General features: G+C 71.1%; 22 protein-coding genes. 19 read left to right on the top strand and 3 right to left on the bottom strand.

Annotated features, from left to right (window positions below; all coding sequences use genetic code 11):
• Positions 1 to 2 precede the first annotated feature (2 nt).
• Genes AOM00_RS15020 through AOM00_RS14990 form a run of 7 tightly spaced genes read left to right on the top strand, consistent with a single transcriptional unit; the run spans position 3 to position 7,734 of the window.
• On the top strand, positions 3 to 824 hold the full coding sequence (locus AOM00_RS15020; RefSeq protein WP_228373536.1) for a TlyA family RNA methyltransferase: 822 nt from the start codon (positions 3 to 5) through the stop codon (positions 822 to 824).
• A complete protein-coding gene (locus AOM00_RS15015) occupies positions 821 to 1,687 on the top strand; it encodes an NAD kinase (RefSeq protein ID WP_062518574.1) in 867 nt (288 codons plus the stop codon). The genes AOM00_RS15020 and AOM00_RS15015 overlap by 4 nt, the downstream gene beginning before the upstream one ends.
• Complete coding sequence (recN, locus tag AOM00_RS15010; protein ID WP_062518573.1) at positions 1,688 to 3,370, top strand: DNA repair protein RecN; 1,683 nt, start codon at positions 1,688 to 1,690, stop codon at positions 3,368 to 3,370.
• A 5-nt stretch (positions 3,371 to 3,375) separates the two neighbouring features.
• Positions 3,376 to 4,506 carry a putative cytokinetic ring protein SteA gene (gene steA / locus AOM00_RS15005; protein WP_062518572.1) on the top strand — a complete coding sequence of 377 codons (1,131 nt, stop codon included), beginning with the start codon at positions 3,376 to 3,378 and terminating at the stop codon, positions 4,504 to 4,506.
• Positions 4,503 to 5,381 (top strand): copper transporter, encoded by an 879-nt coding sequence (locus tag AOM00_RS15000; RefSeq protein ID WP_062518571.1) that lies wholly within the window; start codon positions 4,503 to 4,505, stop codon positions 5,379 to 5,381. Before steA ends, AOM00_RS15000 begins: the two co-directional genes overlap by 4 nt.
• Positions 5,382 to 5,419: 38 nt before the next feature.
• The gene (gene pyrG / locus AOM00_RS14995; protein WP_062518570.1) at positions 5,420 to 7,108 is read left to right on the top strand and encodes a CTP synthase; all 1,689 of its coding nucleotides are present in this window, start codon (positions 5,420 to 5,422) and stop codon (positions 7,106 to 7,108) included.
• On the top strand, positions 7,108 to 7,734 hold the full coding sequence (locus AOM00_RS14990; RefSeq protein ID WP_062518569.1) for an NUDIX domain-containing protein: 627 nt from the start codon (positions 7,108 to 7,110) through the stop codon (positions 7,732 to 7,734). Before pyrG ends, AOM00_RS14990 begins: the two co-directional genes overlap by 1 nt.
• 109 nt (positions 7,735 to 7,843) lie before the next feature.
• Here the strand turns inward: AOM00_RS14990 and ilvA are convergent, their stop codons facing one another.
• Together ilvA and AOM00_RS14980 are read right to left on the bottom strand one after the other, a co-directional pair.
• On the bottom strand, positions 7,844 to 9,079 hold the full coding sequence (gene ilvA / locus AOM00_RS14985) for a threonine ammonia-lyase (RefSeq protein ID WP_062518568.1): 1,236 nt from the start codon (positions 9,077 to 9,079) through the stop codon (positions 7,844 to 7,846).
• Entirely contained in the window at positions 9,076 to 10,038 is a 963-nt protein-coding gene (locus AOM00_RS14980; protein ID WP_062518567.1) for a COX15/CtaA family protein, read from the bottom strand. Before AOM00_RS14980 ends, ilvA begins: the two co-directional genes overlap by 4 nt.
• Before the next feature lie 349 nt (positions 10,039 to 10,387).
• On the opposite strand from AOM00_RS14980, the gene AOM00_RS14975 reads away from it, so the two are divergent.
• The 10 genes from AOM00_RS14975 to AOM00_RS14930 all read left to right on the top strand — a co-directional run bounded on the left by AOM00_RS14975 (position 10,388) and on the right by AOM00_RS14930 (position 19,249).
• Complete coding sequence (locus AOM00_RS14975; protein WP_156159212.1) at positions 10,388 to 10,828, top strand: hypothetical protein; 441 nt, start codon at positions 10,388 to 10,390, stop codon at positions 10,826 to 10,828.
• 44 nt (positions 10,829 to 10,872) lie between these two features.
• Positions 10,873 to 12,510 (top strand): hypothetical protein, encoded by a 1,638-nt coding sequence (locus AOM00_RS14970; protein WP_156159211.1) that lies wholly within the window; start codon positions 10,873 to 10,875, stop codon positions 12,508 to 12,510.
• 294 nt (positions 12,511 to 12,804) lie between these two features.
• Positions 12,805 to 13,455: a helix-turn-helix transcriptional regulator gene (locus AOM00_RS14965; RefSeq protein ID WP_062518564.1), complete on the top strand. Its 651-nt coding sequence runs from the start codon at positions 12,805 to 12,807 to the stop codon at positions 13,453 to 13,455.
• Positions 13,452 to 14,885: a Fe-S cluster assembly protein SufB gene (sufB, locus tag AOM00_RS14960; RefSeq protein ID WP_439644938.1), complete on the top strand. Its 1,434-nt coding sequence runs from the start codon at positions 13,452 to 13,454 to the stop codon at positions 14,883 to 14,885. Before AOM00_RS14965 ends, sufB begins: the two co-directional genes overlap by 4 nt.
• Entirely contained in the window at positions 14,882 to 16,069 is a 1,188-nt protein-coding gene (gene sufD, locus AOM00_RS14955; protein ID WP_062518562.1) for a Fe-S cluster assembly protein SufD, read from the top strand. The genes sufB and sufD overlap by 4 nt, the downstream gene beginning before the upstream one ends.
• On the top strand, positions 16,062 to 16,418 hold the full coding sequence (locus AOM00_RS14950; RefSeq protein ID WP_062518561.1) for a non-heme iron oxygenase ferredoxin subunit: 357 nt from the start codon (positions 16,062 to 16,064) through the stop codon (positions 16,416 to 16,418). Before sufD ends, AOM00_RS14950 begins: the two co-directional genes overlap by 8 nt.
• A complete protein-coding gene (sufC, locus tag AOM00_RS14945; RefSeq protein WP_062518560.1) occupies positions 16,415 to 17,170 on the top strand; it encodes a Fe-S cluster assembly ATPase SufC in 756 nt (251 codons plus the stop codon). Before AOM00_RS14950 ends, sufC begins: the two co-directional genes overlap by 4 nt.
• A 2-nt stretch (positions 17,171 to 17,172) precedes the next feature.
• A complete protein-coding gene (locus AOM00_RS14940) occupies positions 17,173 to 18,444 on the top strand; it encodes an aminotransferase class V-fold PLP-dependent enzyme (protein WP_062518559.1) in 1,272 nt (423 codons plus the stop codon).
• Positions 18,441 to 18,923: a Fe-S cluster assembly sulfur transfer protein SufU gene (gene sufU / locus AOM00_RS14935; RefSeq protein ID WP_062518558.1), complete on the top strand. Its 483-nt coding sequence runs from the start codon at positions 18,441 to 18,443 to the stop codon at positions 18,921 to 18,923. The genes AOM00_RS14940 and sufU overlap by 4 nt, the downstream gene beginning before the upstream one ends.
• Entirely contained in the window at positions 18,920 to 19,249 is a 330-nt protein-coding gene (locus AOM00_RS14930; RefSeq protein ID WP_062307189.1) for a metal-sulfur cluster assembly factor, read from the top strand. Before sufU ends, AOM00_RS14930 begins: the two co-directional genes overlap by 4 nt.
• Before the next feature lie 94 nt (positions 19,250 to 19,343).
• On the opposite strand, the gene AOM00_RS14925 is transcribed toward AOM00_RS14930, so the two are convergent.
• Positions 19,344 to 20,318 (bottom strand): ribose-phosphate diphosphokinase, encoded by a 975-nt coding sequence (locus tag AOM00_RS14925; RefSeq protein WP_062518557.1) that lies wholly within the window; start codon positions 20,316 to 20,318, stop codon positions 19,344 to 19,346.
• Between the two features lie 155 nt (positions 20,319 to 20,473).
• On the opposite strand from AOM00_RS14925, the gene AOM00_RS14920 reads away from it, so the two are divergent.
• On the top strand, positions 20,474 to 21,040 hold the full coding sequence (locus AOM00_RS14920) for an NADPH-dependent FMN reductase (RefSeq protein WP_062518556.1): 567 nt from the start codon (positions 20,474 to 20,476) through the stop codon (positions 21,038 to 21,040).
• On the top strand, positions 21,033 to 21,580 hold a 548-nt coding region (locus AOM00_RS14915; protein WP_062518555.1), incomplete at its 3' end, for a DUF1697 domain-containing protein. The genes AOM00_RS14920 and AOM00_RS14915, both read left to right, overlap by 8 nt.

Genomic DNA, 21,580 nt, shown 5'->3' with positions numbered 1-21,580 from the left:
GCATGCGGCTGGACCGCGCGCTCGTCGCGCGCGGGCTGGTCACGTCGCGCACCCGCGCGCAGGAGCTCATCGCCGCTGGGGCCGTGACCCTCGATGGTGCGCCCGTCTCGAAGGCGTCGCTCGACGTGGATGACGATGCGCGGCTCGAGGTCGTCGGGGACGACGGCTACGTCTCCCGCGCGGCCCACAAGCTGATCGGCGCGCTCCAGTCCTGCCCCGAGCTCGCGGTCGAGGGACGCGTCTGCCTGGACGTGGGGGCGTCGACGGGCGGGTTCACGCAGGTGCTGCTCGAGCGTGGCGCGGCCCGCGTCCACGCGATCGACGTCGGCCACGACCAGCTCGCTGCCGCGGTGGCAGCCGATCCTCGTGTGCGTGCGCGCGAGGGGCTCAACGCGCGCGAGCTCGTGCCCGCGGATCTCGAGGGGGATGCGCCCGACCTCGTGGTGGCGGACGTCTCCTTCATCTCGCTCACGCTCCTGGTCGGCCCGATCGTCGGCGTGCTCGCGGAGCACGCGGACGTGCTGCTCATGGTGAAGCCGCAGTTCGAGGTGGGACGCGAGAGGCTGGGCAGGGGCGGGGTGGTGACGGACGTCGACGACCGTGCCCGCGCCGTGCTGTCGGTCGCGTCCGCCATGATGGGCGCCGGTCTGGACGTGCACCGCATCGCGCGGTCGACGCTCCCGGGTCCTCACGGCAACGTCGAGTTCTTCGTGTGGGCGTCCCGCTCGTGGCAGGCTGGTGACGGCGACCGGCGTAGGCCGGTCGCCTTGACGGAAGCCCAGGTCAGGGCCGCGATCGCGCAGGAGACGGGAGGAGCACCATGACGCGCAGGATCCTGCTCGTGGTGCACCCGCATCGTCCCGAGGCGCAGGAGGCCGCGAGCCTCGCCGCCGCCGCGCTCGAGGCCGAGGGCGTCGCGACCTGCACCGACTTCGAGGCAGGCGTCGACGCGCCGGTCGAGGCCGCGCTCGTGCTGGGCGGAGACGGCACCATCCTTCACGCGGCGGACATGACGCGGGGTACCGGCATCCCGCTGCTCGGCGTCAACCTGGGCCATGTCGGCTTCCTGGCGGAGCTCGAGCGGGACGATGTCGCGCACGCGGCGCGCCGCCTGGCGGCGGGGGAGTACGACATCGAGGAGCGTGGCACGCTCGACGTGCTGGTGACGCTGCCCGACGGGCGTCGGACGCAGGGCTGGGCGCTCAACGACGTCACGGTCGAGCGCGCCAACCTCCGGACCACCATCGAGGTCGCGCTGGACATCGACGACCGTCCGCTGTCGACCTTCGGCTGCGACGGCGTGGTGGTCGCGTCGGCGACAGGCTCGACCGCGCATGCCTTCAGCGCCGGCGGGCCCGTGCTGTGGCCCGACGTGGACGCGCTGCTGGTGGTGCCCCTCGCGGCGCATGCGCTGTTCTCGCGACCGCTCGTGGTGGGGCCGCGGTCCGAGGTCCGGATCGAGATCCTCGACCGCTCCGCGAGCGACGGCCAGGTGGTCCTCGACGGCGCGCGCGCGATCGACGTCGAGCGCGGCAGCCGGATCGAGGTGCGACGCGGTGCGCAGGCGGTGAGGCTCGCGCGCATGTCCGATGCTCCCTTCAGCGAGCGCCTGGTGCAGAAGTTCGCCCTGCCGGTCGACGGCTTCCGAGGTGAGCGCCCCGTCTCCGACACGGGCGCGGGGATCTGAATGCTTCACGAGCTCACCATCGAGAACCTCGGTGTCATCGAGTCCGCCCGCGTCGACCTGGGCCCGGGACTCACATGCGTGACCGGTGAGACCGGTGCGGGCAAGACCATGGTGCTCACGGGGCTCGGGCTCATCATGGGCTCGAAGTCGGTGCGCGCGACCGTGCGCACGGGGGCCGATGCCGCGGTCGCCGAGGCCGTGGTCGACGCCGCCCCCGGCTCGTGGCCCGCGGAGCGCCTCGAGGAGGCGGGCGCGGCCTTCGACGACGACGGCACCGTGATCGTCAGCCGCAGCGTGGGCGCGACCACGCGGTCGCGCACGGTGATCGGTGGACGCGCCGTCCCGCAGGCGGTGCTGGCCGAGGTCGCCGCGCACTGGGTGACCGTTCACGGGCAGAGCGACCAGGCGCGCCTGCGCTCGTCGGCCGAGCAGCGCGGGATCCTCGACGGCTACGCCGACCACGGCCCGCTGCTCGAGCGGTACCAGGGCGCGTGGTGGGCATGGAGGCAGGCGCAGGACGAGCTCGAGCGCATGGAGTCCGGCGCCGAGCTCGCGCGCCTCGAGGCCGCGCGCCTGCGGGACGACCTCGAGGCCATCGACGCGGTGATCCCCGAACCCGGCGAGGATGCGCGCCTCAAGGCTGAGGCCGAGGTGCTCGAGAACTCCGAGGCCGTCCGGACCGGCGTGGCCGGTGCGATGGCTGCGATCGACGGCGATGCCGAGCTCACGCTCGTGGTCGCGGCGGATGCCGCGCGCCGCGCGCTCGCCGATGCCGCACGCCACGATCCCGCGCTCGAGGAGCTGGAGAAGAGGCTCGGCGACGTCGCCTACGCCGCGGCGGACATCGGGCACGAGCTCGCGTCGTACCTGGACCGCATGGAGGCGGATCCCGCCCGGCTCGAGCAGATCCAGCTGCGCCGTGCGGAGCTGAGCGGCCTCATGCGTCGCATCGGTACCGACCTCGACGGCGTGCTCGCGTACCGCGAGCGGGCGGCCGCGGCGGTGCTCGAGGACGACACCTGGGACCAGACCCTCGCGGCGCGCCGCGAGGCGGTCACGGTCGCCGCGGCTGCCGTCGAGAGCCTCGCGGAGGACCTCACGGCGAGCCGGAAGGAGGCGGCCGCGCGCCTGGCCGCCGACGTCGACGCCGAGCTCGCGGGCCTTGCGATGCCCGATGCGAGCTTCGCCGTCGAGGTCGCGCGCGCCGAGCTCCGCCACTCCGGTGCCGACGACGTCTCGATGACGCTCGCCTCGCACCCCGGCGCCCCGCATCGTCCCGTCGCGGAGGCCGCCTCCGGCGGCGAGCTCTCGCGCATCATGCTCGCCATCGAGGTGTCGCTCGCGCGGCACGCCGCCGCTCCCGGGCACACGTTCGTCTTCGACGAGGTCGATGCGGGCGTGGGAGGGAAGGCCGCGATCGCGATCGGCAGGCGGCTCGCGGAGCTCGCACGCACCCATCAGGTGCTGGTGGTGACGCACCTCGCGCAGGTCGCGGCGCACGCCGACCGGCACATCGTGGTGGCCAAGGCGTCCGACGGCGCGGTGACCCGCTCGCAGGTCCACCAGGTCGACGGGGAGGCCCGCGTGGAGGAGCTTGCGCGGCTCCTGTCGGGCCATGAGGACTCGAAGACCGCACTCGCCCACGCACGTGAGCTGCTGGAGGCCTCGCGCGTGGCACCATAGCCGCCATGACCGCCGCCGCCACCCTCATCTCGGGCCCCGCCCGCGTCGACTCGTCGCCCCGTGCGCTCGCGCGCCGTCTTCAGCCGGGCGACGTCGCGATCGTGGATGCGCTCGACCTCGACAAGGGTGCGGCGGCAGCCCTCGCGGAGCGGCGACCCGTCGCCGTGGTCAACGTGCAGTCCTGCATCTCCGGCCGCCTGCCCACCACCGGCGCGCTCGTGCTGCTCGAGGCCGGGATCCCGGTGGTCGAGTCCGCGGGCGCGGCGGCGCTCACCATCCGCGACGGCTCCGCGGTGACGGTCGAGGGCGGCACCGTCTCGGCCGGCGGCGGATCCTCGCTCGAGGGCACGCGGCTCACGCTCGAGACCGTGACCGCGCGCGTCCGCGCCGCCGACGAGGACCTCCACGTGCACGTCGCCTCCTTCACCGCGACCGCGCTCGACCTGCTCGACCAGGACGCCGACCTGCTGCTCGACGGCATCGGGCTGCCCGAGCTGCGGCTGCCGATCGAGGGCCGTCCCGTGGTGGTGGTGACCTCGCGCTTCACCGGCTCCGACGAGGTGCTGGCGCGCTTCGCGCGTGAGCGCCGTCCGATCGTCATCGGGGTCGGCGAGGGCGCCGATGCGGCGCGTGCCGCGGGCCTCAACCCGCGCATCGTCCTGGGCGACGTCGACGGCGTCAGCGAGGATGCGCTGCGCCGCGCCGCTCAGGTGGTGGTCCACGACGGGGAAGGGCGTGACGCGGGCCGTGCGCGGGCGCTCGCGATCGGTCTCACGCACGACTGGTGCGAGGCCGGGCTCGCGAGCGAGGACGTCGCCCTCCTCGCCGCGCACGCCGCGGGAGCGTCCGTGGTGATCCTCGCGGGCGCGCGCGCAGGGCTGCTGGAGTACGTGTCCGACCGTTCGACCGCGGGTGCGGGTGCGCTGCTGTCGCGCCTGGTCGCGAGCGGCTCCGTGGTGGACTCCGGCGTGCTCGGGGCGGTGTACCGCCACCGGTACAGCGCGGTGATGTCGTGGGGCGCCTTCGGGCTCGCGCTCGGCGCGCTGCTGCTCGCCGCGTGGGGCACGCCCGAGGGGCACGACGCGATCGCGTCGGGGTGGAGCTGGCTCGCGGACACGCTCGGCGGCGGGCGATGAGCGACGGCCGCACCAGGCTCGTCTCCGCCGCGGCGGGCGTCGCGGTGCTCGCGGTCGGCGTGGTGCTCGGCTCCGGGCCGCTGAGGGCGGCCCTGCTGGGCCAGACCGGAGACAGGATCGACGCGCTCGAGGCGGAGCTCGTGCAGGCGCACGAGGACGTCGAGGCCGCCGGCTCCCGCGCCGACACGGCGGTCGACTACGTCGACGCCACCGCGCCCACGCTGCTGATCGACCTGCTTCCCGGCACCGCGGTGGTGCTCGTGTCGGCGCCCGGCGCACCGGCCGAGGCTCGCGACGCGGTCGCCGCGCGCCTGCCGCTGGCAGGCGCTGATCGTGCGGGCGATGTGAGCCTCGGCGACGCCTGGCACGACACGCGGACGAACGAGTTCCGTTCCGCACTCGCGGAGCAGGTCGCGCCGTCGCTCGTGGGGGTGGAGACGGCGAGCGCCGAGGTGCTCCTCGCCCACGCCTTCGTGCAGGGCGCCACGTCCGCGGCACCCACCGGTGCGGATCGCGCCGAGGTCGCCGCCGCGGGCACCGATCGCGGCGCGGTGCTGTGGGACCTGCTCTCCCAGGCCGATCTGGCCCAGGGAGATCCCGCACCGGCAGCAGATGCGGTGGTGATCATCGCCGGCGACCGGGAGGCGACCGCCGCGATCGTGGAGGCCTTCGCGGCCTACGACGCACCGGTGACCGTGGTCGGTGCGCCCACCGCGCTCGACGCGGAGACCAGGCGTGATGACGTCGCGACCGTCGCATCGTCCGACTGGACGGTGGGCTCCGTGACGGCCGTCGCGACCATCGCCGAGACGCTGCAGGGAGCCCGTCCGCACTACGGGGACGGCGAGGTCCCGGGGCTTCTCGGCGTTTCCTGAGCCGCGGCAGGGCGATTCGGCTGTTAGAGTTGAAGCCCGTGGAGCGAACGCGATTCTCGTCCGGCACGGACCATGTCACCCGTCACATCTTCGTCACCGGAGGGGTGGTGTCCTCCCTCGGGAAGGGCTTGACGGCCTCCTCTCTTGGACGGCTTCTCCGCTCGCGCGGCCTGCGCGTGACGATGCAGAAGCTCGACCCCTACCTCAACGTGGACCCGGGGACGATGAACCCGTTCCAGCACGGTGAGGTCTTCGTCACCGATGACGGCGCCGAGACCGACCTCGACATCGGTCACTACGAGCGCTTCCTCGACGTCGAGCTGTCCGCCGCGTCGAACGTCACCACCGGCCAGGTGTACTCGCAGGTGATCGCCAAGGAGCGCCGTGGCGAGTACCTGGGCGACACGGTCCAGGTGATCCCGCACATCACCGACGAGATCAAGCGCCGCATGCGCCAGCAGGCGGGCCCGTCGGTGGACGTCATCATCACCGAGATCGGCGGCACCGTCGGCGACATCGAGTCGCAGCCGTTCCTCGAGGCCGCGCGCCAGGTTCGCCACGACGTGGGCCGCGACAACGTGTTCTTCCTGCACGTGTCGCTGGTGCCGTACATCGGTCCCTCGGGTGAGCAGAAGACCAAGCCGACGCAGCACTCCGTCGCCGCGCTGCGCAGCATCGGCATCCAGCCCGACGCGCTCGTGCTCCGCTCCGACCGCGAGGTGCCCACCTCGGTCAAGAACAAGGTCGCGCTCATGTGCGACGTCGAACCCGGTGCCGTGGTGAACGCCATCGACGCGCCCAGCATCTACGACATCCCGAAGGTGCTCCACGCCGAGGGGCTCGATGCGTACGTGGTGCGCCGGCTCGACCTGCCCTTCCACGATGTCGAGTGGGGCGCGTGGAACGACGTCCTCAAGCGCGTGCACAAGCCCGCCAAGGACGTCGAGATCGCGCTGGTCGGCAAGTACATCGACCTGCCCGACGCCTACCTCTCGGTGAGCGAGGCGCTGCGTGCCGGCGGCTTCCACCACAACGCGAAGGTCCGCATCCGCTGGGTCGCGTCCGACCGCTGCCAGACCCCGCAGGGCGCCCAGGAGGCGCTGGGCGGCGTGGACGGCGTGCTGGTCCCGGGCGGCTTCGGCGTGCGCGGCGTGGACGGCAAGATCGGCGCGCTGCGCTGGGCCCGTGAGAACAAGGTCCCCACGCTCGGCATCTGCCTGGGCATGCAGACCATGGTGATGGAGTACGCGCGCAACATCCTCGGCCTCGAGGGTGCGTCGAGCTCGGAGTTCGATCCCGAGACCCCGCACCCCGTGGTCGCGACCATGGAGGAGCAGCTCCACATCGTCGAGGGCAAGGGAGACCTGGGCGGCACGATGCGCCTGGGCGAGTACCAGGCCGTCCTGAAGGAGGGCTCGGTGACCGCCGCCACGTACGGCAAGACCACCGTGGGCGAGCGTCACCGCCACCGCTACGAGGTCAACAACGCGTACCGTGCGCAGCTCGAGGAGGCGGGCCTGGTGGTCTCGGGTGAGAGCCCCGACCGCTCGCTCGTCGAGTTCGTGGAGCTCCCGGCCGACGTGCACCCGTACTACGTCGCCACGCAGGCGCACCCCGAGTTCCTGTCGCGCCCGACCAAGGCGCACCCGCTGTTCGCGGGCCTCATCGGTGCCGCCATCGACCGCCAGGAGGCTGCGAAGGCGCCTGCGGACGCCGCCAGCGTCTGATGATCGCCGACGTTCCGGGCGCACGGCCCGTGCGCGAGAGCGCCCTGTCCTTCGCGGGCAAGGTGTGGGACGTGCGCTCGGACGTCGTCGATCTGGGGGAGTCGGGCGTGGTGACGCGCGACTACATCCACCACACGGGTGCCGTCGCGGTGATGGCGCTCAACGAGGCGGGAGAGGTCTTCCTGGTCCGCCAGTACCGCCACGCGGTGCGCGCGGAGACCTGGGAGCCGCCTGCGGGCCTGCTCGACATCGCGGCGGAGCCGCCCGTGGACGCCGCCGCGCGCGAGCTCTACGAGGAGGCTGACCTGCGCGCCGGGCGATGGGACACGCTCGTCGACTTCATGACCTCGCCCGGCGGCTCCTCCGAGGGGATCAGGATCTTCCTCGCGCGAGACATCTCCGTGGTGCCCGAGGCGGAGCGGCATGCGCGGCATGAGGAGGAGCGGGACATGGAGGGCCGGTGGGTCCCGCTCGAGGACGTCCTCGCCTCCATCTGGGCCGGCGAGGTCCAGAGCCCGACCATCGTCGCCGGCGCGCTCGCGCTCGACGCGGCCCGCCGCTCGGGCTGGGAGCTGCTGCGCCCCGCCGACGCGGCCTGGCGCCGGCCGCCGTCACGGCTCGACTGATCCGGCGCATCGTCCCGGGGCTCAGGCGCCCCGTCCCTCCGGTGAGCGCGCGCCCCGGCGCGAGAACGCGCTCGCACGGGGAGCGTGAGATGCTGCGAGGCGCGCGGGATCAGCCCGCGACGACCTCGGGCTCGTAGCCGGCCGCGCGCAGCGCCTCGAGGGTGTCGGCCTGATGATTCGGGCCGCGGGTCTCGACGCTGACCTGGAGCACCACGTCGTTGAGCGTCAGGCCCAGGTCGTGGCGCGTGTGCAGGACCTCGATGACGTTCGCCCCGACGCCGGCGAGCAGCTCCGACACGCGCGCGAGCTGGCCGGGGCGGTCGGGGAGGGGGATCCGGATGGTCATGTAGCGCCCCGAGGCGACCAGGCCGTGGGCGACGATGCGCTGGAGCAGCAGGGGATCGATGTTGCCGCCCGAGACGAGGGCGACCGTCGGGCCGCTCGCCTCGATGAGCCCCGCGAGGATGGCCGCGATGGACGCCGCGCCCGCGGGCTCGACCACCAGCTTGGTGCGCTCGAGCAGCGTGAGGACGGCGCGCGCGAGCTGGTCCTCCTCGACCGTGACGACCTCGTCGACCAGGTCGCGCACCAGCGGGAACGTGATCTCGCCCGGGCGCACCACCGCGATCCCGTCGGCGATGGTGCCGCCACGCTCGACGGTCACAGGGTGGCCCGCGGCGAGCGAGGGCGGGAAGGCCGCCGTCGCGGCCGCCTGCACACCGACGATGCGGATGTCGCGGCCCTCCCGTGCCGCGACGGCCTTGGCCGCCACCGCGACCCCCGCGATCAGGCCGCCCCCGCCGATGGGCACCACCAAGGTCCGTGCATCGGGGACGTCGGCGAGGATCTCGAGGCCGATGGTCCCCTGTCCCGCGATCACGTCGGGGTGGTCGAAGGGATGGATCAGCACCGCCCCGGTGCGCGTCGCATGCTCCGCGGCGAGCGCGAGGCACTCCTCGACCGTCGCGCCGTCGGTGACCACGGTCGCGCCGTAGCCCTTGGTCGCGAGCAGCTTGGGCACGGGGGCACCGAGCGGCATGAAGATGGTCGCCTCGACGCCCAGCTGCTGCGCCGCGAACGCGACGCCCTGCGCGTGGTTGCCCGCGGAGGCCGCGACCACGCCCCGCGCGCGCTCGTCGGCGCTCAGCCGCGACAGGCGGTAGGTGGCGCCGCGCAGCTTGAAGGAGCCGGTGCGCTGGAGGTTCTCGAGCTTGAGGTGGACGGGAGCGCCCAGCAGGTCGGAGAAGTAGGAGGCATGGTCCACCGGGGTGCGCTGCGCGATCCCCGCGAGGGCGCGGGCCGCGTCCTCGATGCGCGCGAGCGTGACCTCGCCTCCCGCGTTCACGCGGCGGTCTCGCGCTTGTCGAGCAGGAAGAACGCCGAGTGCGCCGCCGTGAGCACCGCCGCGCCCAGCAGATGGAAACCGACGATCAGCGCGGGCAGCCCCGTGAAGTACTGGACGTAGCCGATGAGGCCCTGCCCGAGCGTGACGCCCACGAGCACCCAGTACGCGAGGCGCGCCTCGTCGCGCTCGCCGGCGCTCCGGTCCCGGCGGATCTGCCACCCGATCCAGGCGAGCAGCGCCACGAAGGCCCAGACCGTCATCGCGTGCGCGCGGGCGATGAGCGCCGGATCGAGCGCGAGCCTCTCGGTCGCCTCGGCGTCGCCCGAGTGGGGACCGGCGCCCGTGGTGAGGGCTCCGAGCACGAGCAGCACCACGAGCAGCCCGGCGGAGACCCAGCGCTCGGGGGCGAGGTTGACGCCGATGCGCCCGCGCGCGCCGCGATAGCGCAGCGCGAAGCGGACGGAGTACCAGACGAGGCCGAGGCTCAGCAGCATGTGCGGCGCGACCACGAGCGGGTGGAGCTCCACCAGCACAGTGATCCCGCCGACGACGGCCTGGCCCAGCACGCCGAGCGCGGGCACGAGCCCCCACCACTTGAGGTCGGGACGCGTGCGCCACACGCCGATCGCCATGAGCACGGCCACCACGAGCAGCACGAACGTGAGCGTGCGGTTGCCGAACTCGATCGCGCGATGGGCTGTCATCGCCTCGTGGAACGATGGCGCGAACTGGCCCGGCTCGCACTGCGGCCACGTCGAGCATCCCAGGCCCGAGCTGGAGAGGCGCACCGCGCCTCCCGTCACGATGATCCCGGCCTGCGCCGCGATGTTCGCGAGCGTGAGGCCGCGGGTGTGTCGGCCGATGAGATCGGCGACGGCGACTGCGACCGTGCGCAGGCGGCTCGTGCGGGCGGGGGAGGGGGAGGAGGAGGGGGAGGGGTGCTGCTCGGTCGTGCTCACCGGGCAAGTCTAGGCGCGTGCGTGCGATGCGATGCTCCGTCGCGCCCGCAGGCCATTCGGCATTGCGAGGTTCAGTTCAGCGGTGCCGTGCCGAGCGGGCGCGTCGGGTTGTGGAGCCGCGCGAATGGTGTGCGTCTGCGGCATCGTCGCGACGAAATCTGTGAGTGTCTGAGACTCTTGACGGGGCACCGTTGCTCCAGGTAACTTCCGGATACCGCGACCGCATCGTGCGGTCGCTGGTTGTCGTATGGGGGGAATCATGGCTGGACGTTCGAGAGTGAGAGTCGCAGCTGTCGCGGCGCTGGTTGCTGGACTGCTTGGCGTTGGGTCTGTTCCCGCGTCTGCGGCGATGGACCCGAGCGGCACTCTGACGATCGGTACCCAGAAGTGGAATGTCCGTGGCCACGCCAACTACGCGATGCGTACGTGCGGTATCCGACAGTGTGCCGCGATCTACAACCTCGACTGGTCGGTGAGGCCGACGACCTACGGGCCCTACACGACCAACCTGATCCGCGGGCGCGCGGTGGCGGGCTTCGAAGGTGCTGGGCTGTCGGTAGGGGTGAGCTACCCAGCGGGAGTCGACGCCTCGTTCTACGACGCCGGGTCCCACTGCGATCAGGGCTGGTGGGAAGGCACGGCGACCTACGTCTCGGTCGACTACGGCAGCGACACGATCTGCGAGTCGAATACGCTCCTCTTCCACACCAACGCCTACCTGAAGATCACCGGCGCCGGGCGCGTCGGGGGTTCGTGGACGGTGAAGACGGTCACCGACTACAACTACTGAGCTCGTTCGCCTTGCGGTCTCGTGTGAAGGCTCGCCGGGGCCTGGTGACCGGCGTGGTGATCGCCGCAACAGCCCTCGCCGCATGCGAAGGGCAGGTCGCTGACGGCGGGCTGAGCGAGTGGCGTGCCGCGACCTCGGCGGCGACTGCCGTGAGCATCGATCCGGAGTCGGGCGAAGCGTTCATGGTCGTGGCGGGCTGGGAGCTCTCCGACGTCTACTCGCGCGCAGAGGCGATCATTGCGCTAGGCCCGGCTCTCGTTGCCGAGCGCGGTGCGATCGACACGGAGTTCCGCAGCAACGTCCAGGCGGCGTTCGGCGGTGCCGGGTCGGAGGACCTTGCGGCCGGCACCGCTGCGACAGCGGAGGTCGTGCTCGAGGTGGACCGGCGGATCGAATTTCTCGACGAGGCCAGTTCCGCTGCGCTCTCGGCCTCGGTGCAGGCATCTGCGCCACACGTCGAGGACTTCTACGATGCGCTCGCCTTCATCAGCGTTGCGCGACAGCTCGGTCTCGACGATGCAGTCGTTGCTCGGGCGTTGCAGGTAGTTCGCAGCGTGGGGCAGCACACCGCGTGCGAGGGCTCCGACGCATTGTTCATGGCTGCGCGAGCGTTGGCTGTGATGGACGAGACGCCAGTCTGTCAGGACACGCTCGAGCTGGCCGCGGTGCGGGCTGAGGCACTCGAGGTGCTCGCGGGTCAGCTCGAGTCCAATTCTGCGACCGTGTCGCTCGGCGAGTCTGTCGCGATATTGGCGATGGCGGAGACTTCCACCAGCTCCGACGAGGACCCTGAGGTCGAGGTTCGTCTTCGAGAGCTGTTCCATCGCGCCGTCGAGCTGGTCTCCGCGGGGCGCATCAGCGAGCACACCGCGGTCTCCGCGAACCTGGCCCGCACGGCCGAGATCCTCGGTGAGCCGTGGGAGCTCCCTGAAGCTGTCTCACCGTGGATCGCTGCCGTCGTCAGCGGGGGTGGGGAGCCCATGACCTTCGCTATCGACGCGGCGGGCGTCGCGCAGGCGGCCATCGTCACCAACGATCCAGACCTGTTGCGAGGCGTTCCGGTGCCTCTCGTCGACGACGCGCGCCTGCGGGGTCTCCCGGGGATGTACTACGACTACGTCGTCGGCGAGGGTGCCCCGCGCCCTGACGAGCTGATCGCGGCATACAACGCGCTGCCCAGCCCTAGCCTGAGGGACCAGCGGCTGTTCGGTGAGCTTGTGGTGTGGACTCTCGACGACTGGGAGAGCTGTCCGGGGGAAGGCCCGAGAGAGCCGCGCGGAGTCGACTTCGAACAGGGTGCGTTCGCGGCCGAACAGAGTTCAGAGCTGGCAGTGATCGGAACGGTGCGCAAGTACGTGGCGGGCGGGTGCGCTTACGGGACCCAAGCGGTCGGGGCGCGCGACGGCGAGCTCACCTCTGGGCGAGCGCTGCCGACCGCTGATGTGTCCGGCGACATTGGCCTGGTTCTCGCGATGTACGACGAGGTGCTCGTGCAATGTATCGCCGATGCCGACGCGGTTCCCTCCGCTGGCGAGATTTGGGACCAGGTTCGAACGGACATCGGGCCCCACGGGACGGGCCTACTTTTCCCGGGGAGCCACTATCGGGATCTCGCGAGCGAGTACTTGGTGATGAGGATGACGACATCGGGCGAAGGCGTTTGCCGCCTCGCACCGGAGTGACCCCACCGGGGCCCTCACGGCTCGCACCGCGCGCCTGCCCGTGTCCAGCGCGCGGACTCCCTTTGTGGACGTGTGCGCACCGGTGCCGATGCGGGGCGCACGGCCCGTAGGATCGTGTGCTCGCGAGCGGGCACAACGCGACGGGCGCGAGCGTTCCCATGACGGTGTCACAGGCGGTCCGGGCCGGGTTAGGTCCGCCTTGCTTGCGGCCTTCTTTTTAATGAATCAAAATGTTTCCTAATTGGAGCGCGGCTGCATGTGCGGCCGCCTGTGGACGTGAGGAGAGGTCGCTGCATGCATGTCGACACCACGCGTGACAGGGTGCTGAGCCTGATCGCGACCGCAGGCCCCATCACCGCCGCGGCGCTCGCCACCGAGCTCGGCGTGACGCCCGCGGGCGTGCGCCGGCACCTGTCGGCGCTCGAGGACGAGGGCCACATCGTGGATCACGAGCCTCCCGGTCAGCACGTGCGCGGGCGTGGCCGACCGGCGCGGTCCTTCGTCGCCACCGGCGAGGGCCAGCGCGCGCTCGCGACCGCGTACCAGGACGTCGCCGTCGACGCCGTCGCCTTCCTGCGCGATGCGGGAGGCCTCGAGGCCTTCGTCGAGTCCAAGGCCAAGGAGCTCGAGGAGGCGGTGTCCGGCGCCGTCGACCCCGACGCCCCGATGGCCACCAAGGTCGAGGAGCTCGCCGTGGCCCTCGGCGAGCGCGGCTTCGCCGCATCTGTCCGTCCCGGGCCGGGCGGTATCACCGTCCAGCTCTGCCAGGGGCATTGCCCCGTCCAGTCCATCGCGGAGAAGACCCCCGAGTGGTGCGAGGCCGAGGCCCGCGCGTTCTCGAGGGTCCTCGACGTGCACGTGCAGCGGCTGTCGACCCTCGCGGGCGGCGCGCATGTCTGCACCACCACGATCCCGCTCACCACCCCCACCCGTAAGGAAGGATGAGCATGAGTGCTCCGACCGAGCCCATGACGCAGGACGAGGCGATCGCCTCGATCGGCAACTACCAGTTCGGATGGCACGACTCCGACGAGGCCGGCGCGATCGCCAAGCGCGGCCTCAACGAGGCCGTCGTCCGCGAGATCTCGGCGCTGAAGAACGAGCCCGAGTGGATGCTGAACCTCCGTCTCAAGGGGCTGAACCTGTTCGGCAAGAAGCCGCTCCCCAACTGGGGCTCGGACCTGACCGGCATCGACTTCGACAACATCAAGTACTTCGTGCGCTCCACGGAGAAGCAGGCCACCAGCTGGGAGGACCTGCCCGAGGACATCAAGAACACGTACGACAAGCTGGGCATCCCGGAGGCGGAGAAGCAGCGCCTCGTCGCGGGCGTCGCCGCGCAGTACGAGTCCGAGGTGGTCTACCACCAGATCCGTGAGGACCTCGAGGCCCAGGGCGTGATCTTCCTCGACACCGACACGGCGCTCAAGGAGCACCCGGAGCTGTTCGAGGAGTACTTCGGCACCGTCATCCCCGTGGGCGACAACAAGTTCGCGGCGCTCAACACCGCCGTGTGGTCGGGCGGCTCGTTCGTCTACGTCCCGCCGGGCGTCCACGTGGAGATCCCGCTCCAGGCCTACTTCCGCATCAACACGGAGAACATGGGCCAGTTCGAGCGCACGCTGATCATCGCCGACGAGGGCTCGTACGTGCACTACGTCGAGGGCTGCACCGCGCCCATCTACTCGAGCGACTCGCTCCACTCCGCCGTGGTCGAGATCATCGTGAAGAAGAACGCCCGCGTGCGCTACACGACCATCCAGAACTGGTCGAACAACGTGTACAACCTGGTCACCAAGCGTGCGACGGCCGCCGAGGGCGCCACCATGGAGTGGGTCGACGGCAACATCGGCTCGAAGGTCACCATGAAGTACCCGGCGATCTTCATGCTCGGCGAGCACGCCAAGGGCGAGACGCTGTCGATCGCCTTCGCGGGCGAGGGCCAGCACCAGGACGCGGGCGCCAAGATGGTGCACGCTGCCCCGAACACGTCGTCGTCGATCATCTCGAAGTCCGTCGCCCGTGGCGGCGGTCGCACCTCCTACCGCGGCCTCGTGCAGGTCCTCGAGGGAGCGAAGAACTCGAAGTCGAACGTGCTGTGCGATGCGCTGCTCGTCGACCAGATCAGCCGTTCCGACACCTACCCGTACGTCGACGTCCGCGAGGACGACGTCCACATGGGCCACGAGGCATCCGTCTCGAAGGTGTCCGAGGACCAGCTGTTCTACCTCATGTCCCGCGGTCTCGAGGAGTCGGAGGCCATGGCGATGATCGTGCGTGGCTTCGTCGAGCCCATCGCGCGCGAGCTCCCCATGGAGTACGCCCTCGAGCTGAACCGCCTCATCGAGCTCCAGATGGAAGGATCCGTCGGTTGACCGTCACCGATCACACCCAGGCCACCGCTGACACCGCGCACTCGCACGGCGTCATCCCCGACAAGTCCCGCGCGGACCGCATCGTCTCCTTCGACGTCGATGCCTTCCCCGTGCCCACGGGACGGGAGGAGAACTGGCGCTTCTCGCCGGTGCGCGACCTCAAGACCCTGTTCGCCGACGAGGCTGCCGAGGGCCACCTCGAGTGGGCCACGAGCGAGCTTCCTGCCGGCGTGACCCTCACCGAGGTCGCGGCGGACGATGCGCAGGCTCGTACCGTGCGCGCCCCCGGCGACCGTGCCTCGGCCGTCGCCGTCAAGCACGCGGGCGGCGCCATGGCGCTCACCGTCGCGGCGAACACCGTGGTCGACGAGCCGATCACGATCGACCTCACGGGCGTCGGCGGCGAGGTCCGCGGCCACCTGCTGGTCGAGCTCGGCCAGAGCGCCGAGGCGACCGTGGTGATCCGCCGCACCGGCACCGCGCACTACTCGGAGCTCGTGTCCGTGGACCTGCAGGACAACGCGGGCCTCAACCTGGTGCTGCTCCAGCAGTGGGACGAGGACACGATCCACGCGGGCGAGGTCGTCGCCCGCCTGGGGCGCGACTCGCGCCTGCGCGGCACGGTCGTGACGCTCGGCGGCAAGGTCGTGCGCCTCAACACCTCGGCCGCCTTCGCGGGCGAGGGTGCGAGCGTCGACCTGTTCGGCCTCTACTTCGCGGACTCGGGCCAGCACCAGGAGCACCAGCTCTTCGTCGACCACGCGGTGCCCAAGTGCACGTCGCGTGTGACCTACAAGGGTGCGCTGGCCGGCAAGACCGCCCACTCGGTGTGGATCGGCGACGTCCTCATCCGCGCCGCGGCCGAGGGCACGGACACGTACGAGCTCAACCGCAACCTGGTCCTCACGGACGGCGCGCGCGCGGACTCGGTCCCGAACCTCGAGATCGAGACCGGCGAGATCGAGGGCGCGGGCCACGCGTCCGCGACCGGCCGCTTCGACGAGGAGCAGATGTTCTACCTGCGCTCGCGCGGGATCTCCGAGGACCAGGCCCGCAAGCTCGTGGTCCGCGGCTTCTTCGCCGACCTCATCCACGAGATCGGTGTGCCGGCGGTCGAGGAGTCGCTCATGCGTCAGATCGACCTCGAGATCGCGCACGTCGAGGAGGAGCTCGGCGATGAGTGAGCAGCTCGCGTGCATGGTCGGCGACCTCAAGCCGGGTTCCGCCATGCTCGCCGAGCTCACCCTCGCGAACGGCGCCGACATCCCCGTGGCCATCGTGCGCTCGGATGACGGCGACTTCTACGCGATCGACGACATCTGCACGCATGGCGAGGTGTCGCTGTCCGACGGCGACGTCGAAGGCTGCTTCGTCGAGTGCTGGGGCCACGGCTCCCGCTTCGACGTCCGCACCGGCGAGCCCGACGAGCTACCTGCCATCACCCCCGTCAAGACCTACCCCGTCCGCGTCGACGGCGAGCGCGTGCTCGTCGACGTCGACGCACCCAAGAATTCTCAGAAGGAGAACGCATGAGCACCCTGGAGATCCGCAACCTCCACGTCACCGTCGAGACCCCCGAGGGCACCAAGGAGATCCTCAAGGGCGTCGACCTGACCATCAACTCGGGCGAGACGCACGCCATCATGGGCCCCAACGGCTCCGGCAAGTCGACCCTCGCCTACTCGATCGCGGGCCACCCCAAGTACGAGATCACCGAGGGCTCGGTCACCCTCGACGGCGAGGACGTCCTCGAGATGAGCGTCGACGAGCGCGCCAAGGCGGGCCTGTTCCTCGCGATGCAGTACCCGGTCGAGGTCCCCGGCGTGTCGGTGTCGAACTTCCTGCGCACCGCGAAGACGGCGATCGACGGCGAGGCCCCCAAGCTCCGCACGTGGGTCAAGGACGTCAAGGGCGCGATGGAGAACCTCCGCATGGACCCGTCGTTCGGTGAGCGCGGCGTCAACGAGGGCTTCTCGGGCGGCGAGAAGAAGCGTCACGAGATCCTCCAGATGGAGCTGCTCCAGCCGAAGATCTCGATCCTCGACGAGACCGACTCGGGCCTCGACGTCGACGCGCTGCGCATCGTCTCCGAGGGTGTCAACCGCGCCAAGGACAACACCGGCCTGGGCGTCATGCTCATCACGCACTACACGCGCATCCTGCGCTACATCAAGCCGGACTACGTGCACGTCTTCGTCAACGGCCGCGTGGCCGAGGAGGGCGGCCCCGAGCTCGCCGAGCGTCTCGAGGCCGAGGGCTACGACCGCTACCTGGCGGACGCCTGAGCATGCTCCCCGATCTGCGCGACGACTTCCCGCTCCTCGCCCGCAAGGTGAGGAACGGGAGGTCGCTCGTGTACCTCGACTCGGGTGCGACCGCGCAGAAGCCGCGTGCCGTGCTCGAGGCTGAGGACGCCTTCTACCGTGAGCACAACGGCGCGGTCGCTCGCGGCGCGCACATCCTCGCGGAGGAGGCGACCGAGGCTTTCGAGTCCGCGCGCGCGGACGTCGCCGAGCTCATCGGCGCCGCGGCGGACGAGGTCGTCTGGACCTCGGGCGCCACGGCGGCGATCAACCTCGTGGCGAACGGCATGCTGCAGGCGTCGCTGGGTGCCGGCGGTGCCGAGGCCGAGCGCTTCCGCGTGGGCCCCGGCGACCGCATCGTGGTCACCGAGCTCGAGCACCACGCGAACCTCATCCCGTGGCAGCAGCTCGCGGCCCGGACCGGCGCCGAGCTCGCGTGGATCCCCGTGGATGATGCGGGCGGCCTGCGGTACGACGAGGTCGCTTCGGTCATCACCCCGGCCACGCGCGTGGTGGCGTTCAGCCACGCGAGCAACGTCACGGGCGCGGTCACGGACGTCGAGGCGATCGTGCACCGGGCTCGCGAGGTCGGGGCGATCACCGTGCTGGACGGATGCCAGTCGGTGCCGCACCTGCCCGTGAACGTGGCGGAGCTGGGCGTGGACCTCATGGCGTTCTCCGGCCACAAGATGCTCGGTCCCACCGGTATCGGGGCGCTGTGGGGGCGCAAGGACCTCCTGGACGCGCTGCCCCCGTCGCAGTTCGGCGGCAGCGCCATCCGCGTGGTCACCATGGAGACCACCACGTGGCTCGATGCGCCGCAGCGCTTCGAGCCCGGCACCCAGCCGGTCGCGCAGGCGGTGGGCATGGCCGCTGCCGCGCGCTACCTCATGGACCTCGGGATGGAGGACGTCGCGCGTCACGAGGCCCGCATCGCGCAGATCCTGCGCGAGGGGGCGGCGGAGATGCCCGGCGTGCGCCTGCTCGGCCCGATCGGCGACCCGGGCTCCATCGACGTGCTCGGCCTCGCGGCCGTGGTGGTCGACGGTGTCCATGCCCACGACGTCGGCCAGGTGCTCGACGACCGGGGGATCACCGTGCGGGTGGGTCACCACTGCGCCCAGCCCCTGCATCGTCGCCTGGGGGTGACGGGCTCGACCCGCGCCTCCGCGCACGTCTACACCACCGAGGACGACGCCCACGCCTTCATCGAGGCGCTGGCCGCCGTCCGCGAGTTCTTCGGAGTTGCTGCATGAGCCTCGAGTCGATGTACCAGCAGGTCATCATGGACCATGCCCGTGAGGGGCATGGTCGTGGCCTGGTCGAGATCGACCTGCCGCACCGCGGCGAGTCCCACCAGGTCAACACCACGTGCGGCGACGAGGTCACGCTGCGGGTGGGCGTCGAGGGCGACACCCTCGCGCGCATCGCCTGGGAGGGCCAGGGCTGCTCGATCTCGCAGGCGTCCATCTCGGTGCTCTCGGAGCTGCTCGAGGGCGAGTCCCTCGCGACCGCCGACGAGACGTTCGAGGCGTTCCGCGCGCTCATGCAGTCGAAGGGCGAGCACCTCGACGAGGAGCGCGAGGACCTGCTCGGCGACGCGACCGCCTTCGTGGGGGTCGGCAAGTATCCTGCACGCATCAAGTGCGCGCTGCTGGGCTGGATGGCCCTGCAGGACGCGCTCATCCAGGCCCGGGGCGCATCGTCCGCGGGTGCGGAAGGAGGAACGGCATGACAGAGGAGACCAAGGCGGTCGCCAACGCGGCCGACGTCGAGGAGGCTCTCCGCGACGTCATCGACCCCGAGCTCGGCATCAACGTCGTGGATCTGGGACTGGTCTACGGCGTGATGCTCGATGAGAACCGCCACGCGGTGATCGACATGACGCTCACGTCCGCGGCCTGCCCGCTGACGGACGTCATCGAGGATCAGGCGGGCCAGGCGCTCGCCGGGCTGGTGGACGGATTCCGCATCAACTGGGTGTGGATGCCGCCGTGGGGCCCGGACAAGATCACGGACGACGGTCGCGAGCAGCTCCGCGCTCTCGGCTTCAACGTCTGAGACCCGTACGCGGCAAGAGCCTCCGGGCGGGACCATCCGGTCCTGCGCGGAGGCTCTTGTGCTGCGACCCGGCGTGAGCGGCCGGATCGGCGCGTCAGACCTTCGCGGGCCGCGGCGAAGCGTGCATCGGGTCGACGCCGTCGAACAGGCTGCTCACGGACTCGCCCCCGTGGATGCGCCGCATGGCCTCGGCGAAGAGCCCCGCCACGGACAGCACGGTGAGCTCGGGCCAGCCGCTCGGCTGCGGAACGGTGTCGGTGGTGACCACCTCGCGCACCATGCGGTTGCCGCGGAGGCGCTCGACGGCCTTGCCCACGAACAGGCCGTGGGTGGTGGCGACCGCCGCGGCGGAGCAGCCCTCCTCCTCGAGCTTGTGCAGCAGCTCGACGATCGACCCGCCGGTCGCGATCTCGTCGTCGAGGATGATCGCGCGCTTGCCGTGGACGTCGCCGACGATCTGATCGATCACCACCGTGTCGTCACCGAGCCTGCGCTTGCTGCCCGCGGCGACGGGGAGGCCGAGCAGGCGCGCGAACTGGTTCGCGGTCTTGGCGTTGCCGAAGTCGGGGGAGACCACCACGGCGTCGGTGAGGTCCTGCCCGCGGAAGTGGTCCGCGAGCACGCCGAGCGCCGTCAGGTGGTCCACGGGGACGGAGAAGAATCCGTGGACCTGCGGCGCGTGCAGGGTCATGGTGAGGACGCGGTCGGCTCCCGCCGCGACGAGCATGTCGGCCACCAGGCGGCCGCCGATCGAGATCCGCGAGGCGTCCTTCTTGTCGGAGCGCGCGTAGGCGTAGTGCGGGATCACCGCGGTGATCTGCGCGGCGGAGGCACCCCGCGCCGCGTCCAGCATGAGCAGCATCTCCATGAGCGCCTCCTGCGTCGGAGGCACGAGCGGCTGGACGATGTACACGTCGCGCTGGCGGCAGTTCGCCTGCAGCTGGACCTGGAGGCAGTCGTTGCTGAAGCGCGTGATATCGGCGTCGGAGAGCTCGACGCCCAGGTGGGAGCAGATGTCCGCGGCGAGCGCGCGGTGCGCGCTTCCGCTGAAGACGACGGTGTCCTTCATGAGCAATCCTCCCGCAGCATCCGGCATCCTCGGCTGATCGTATCGCCCTGCGGGCCCCGCTCGATGGTCGGGAGGACCCGGGCGGCGGCGTTGCGGCGGCTCGCCACCGGTGTGACGATGAACGGGTCCCGTCCGCGTCCCGAGGAGGCTCACGCATGGTCTACAAGGTCGGATACTTCGTCGGCAGCCTCTCCTCGACGTCCATCAACCGGCAGCTGAGCACGGCGCTCATCCGCCTCGCGCCGGAGGAGCTCGAGTTCACGGAGATCCCCATCAGGGACCTCCCGCTGTACAGCCCCGACTACGACGCCGACTTCCCATCCGTCGCGCTGGACCTCAAGCGGGCGATCGCGGAGTCCGACGCTCTGCTGTTCGTCACCCCGGAGTACAACCGCTCGATCCCCGGAGGGCTCAAGAACGCGCTCGACTGGGCGTCGCGCCCGTCGGGGCAGAACTCCTTCCACCACCTGCCGGCCGCGATCATCGGGGCGTCCCCGGGGCGCATCGGCACCGCGGTGGGTCAGCAGAGCCTGCGCGCCGTGCTGAGCTTCTGCAACGTGCGCCAGATGACCGCGCCCGAGGCCTACATCACGTTCGCTCCCGGGCTGGTGACGGCTGACGGCGAGGTGACCGACCCGAAGATCGCGGCGTTCCTCGAGACCTTCATGGAGGAGTTCCGCACCCACGTGATGCGCGTCCTCACGGTGCTGCCCCGTGGCTGACGTTCCCGCGACGCACGTCGCGCTCATCCGCGGCATCAACGTGGGAGGCAGGAACCCCGTCGCGATGGCTCGCCTGCGGGAGGTGCTCGAGGCGCGCGGCGTGGGCGCGCGCACCTACATCCAGTCGGGCAACGTGCTGGTGACCGCGCCGGACCTCGACGAGGCGGATGTCGAGCTCCTGGTGGAGGAGGTCCTCCGGGAGGAGTTCGCCGTCGAGACGGTCGTGGTGGGCGTCGCGGCGGCACGCCTCCGAGCAGCGGTGGACGATGCCCCTGCCGGGTTCGGCACCGAGCCGGAGCTCTACCACTCCGACGTGGCGTTCCTGCGCGCCGGGGTCGACGTCCACCAGGCCTTCGCGGCCTTCCAGATGCGCGAGGGCGTGGATGCCGGATGGCCGGGGAACGGGGTGGTCTACTTCCGCCGGCTCAGCGCGGAGCGCACCAAGAGCCGCATGAACAAGGTGATGTCGACGCCGTTCTACCAGGTGATGACCATCCGCAACTGGAACACCAGCACGCGCCTGGTGACCATGCTGGACGG

It is taken from the genome of Demequina gelatinilytica, assembly GCF_000971115.1.
GTDB classification, from domain to species: domain Bacteria; phylum Actinomycetota; class Actinomycetes; order Actinomycetales; family Demequinaceae; genus Demequina; species Demequina gelatinilytica.
This window is presented reverse-complemented; position numbering and strand designations above follow the sequence as displayed.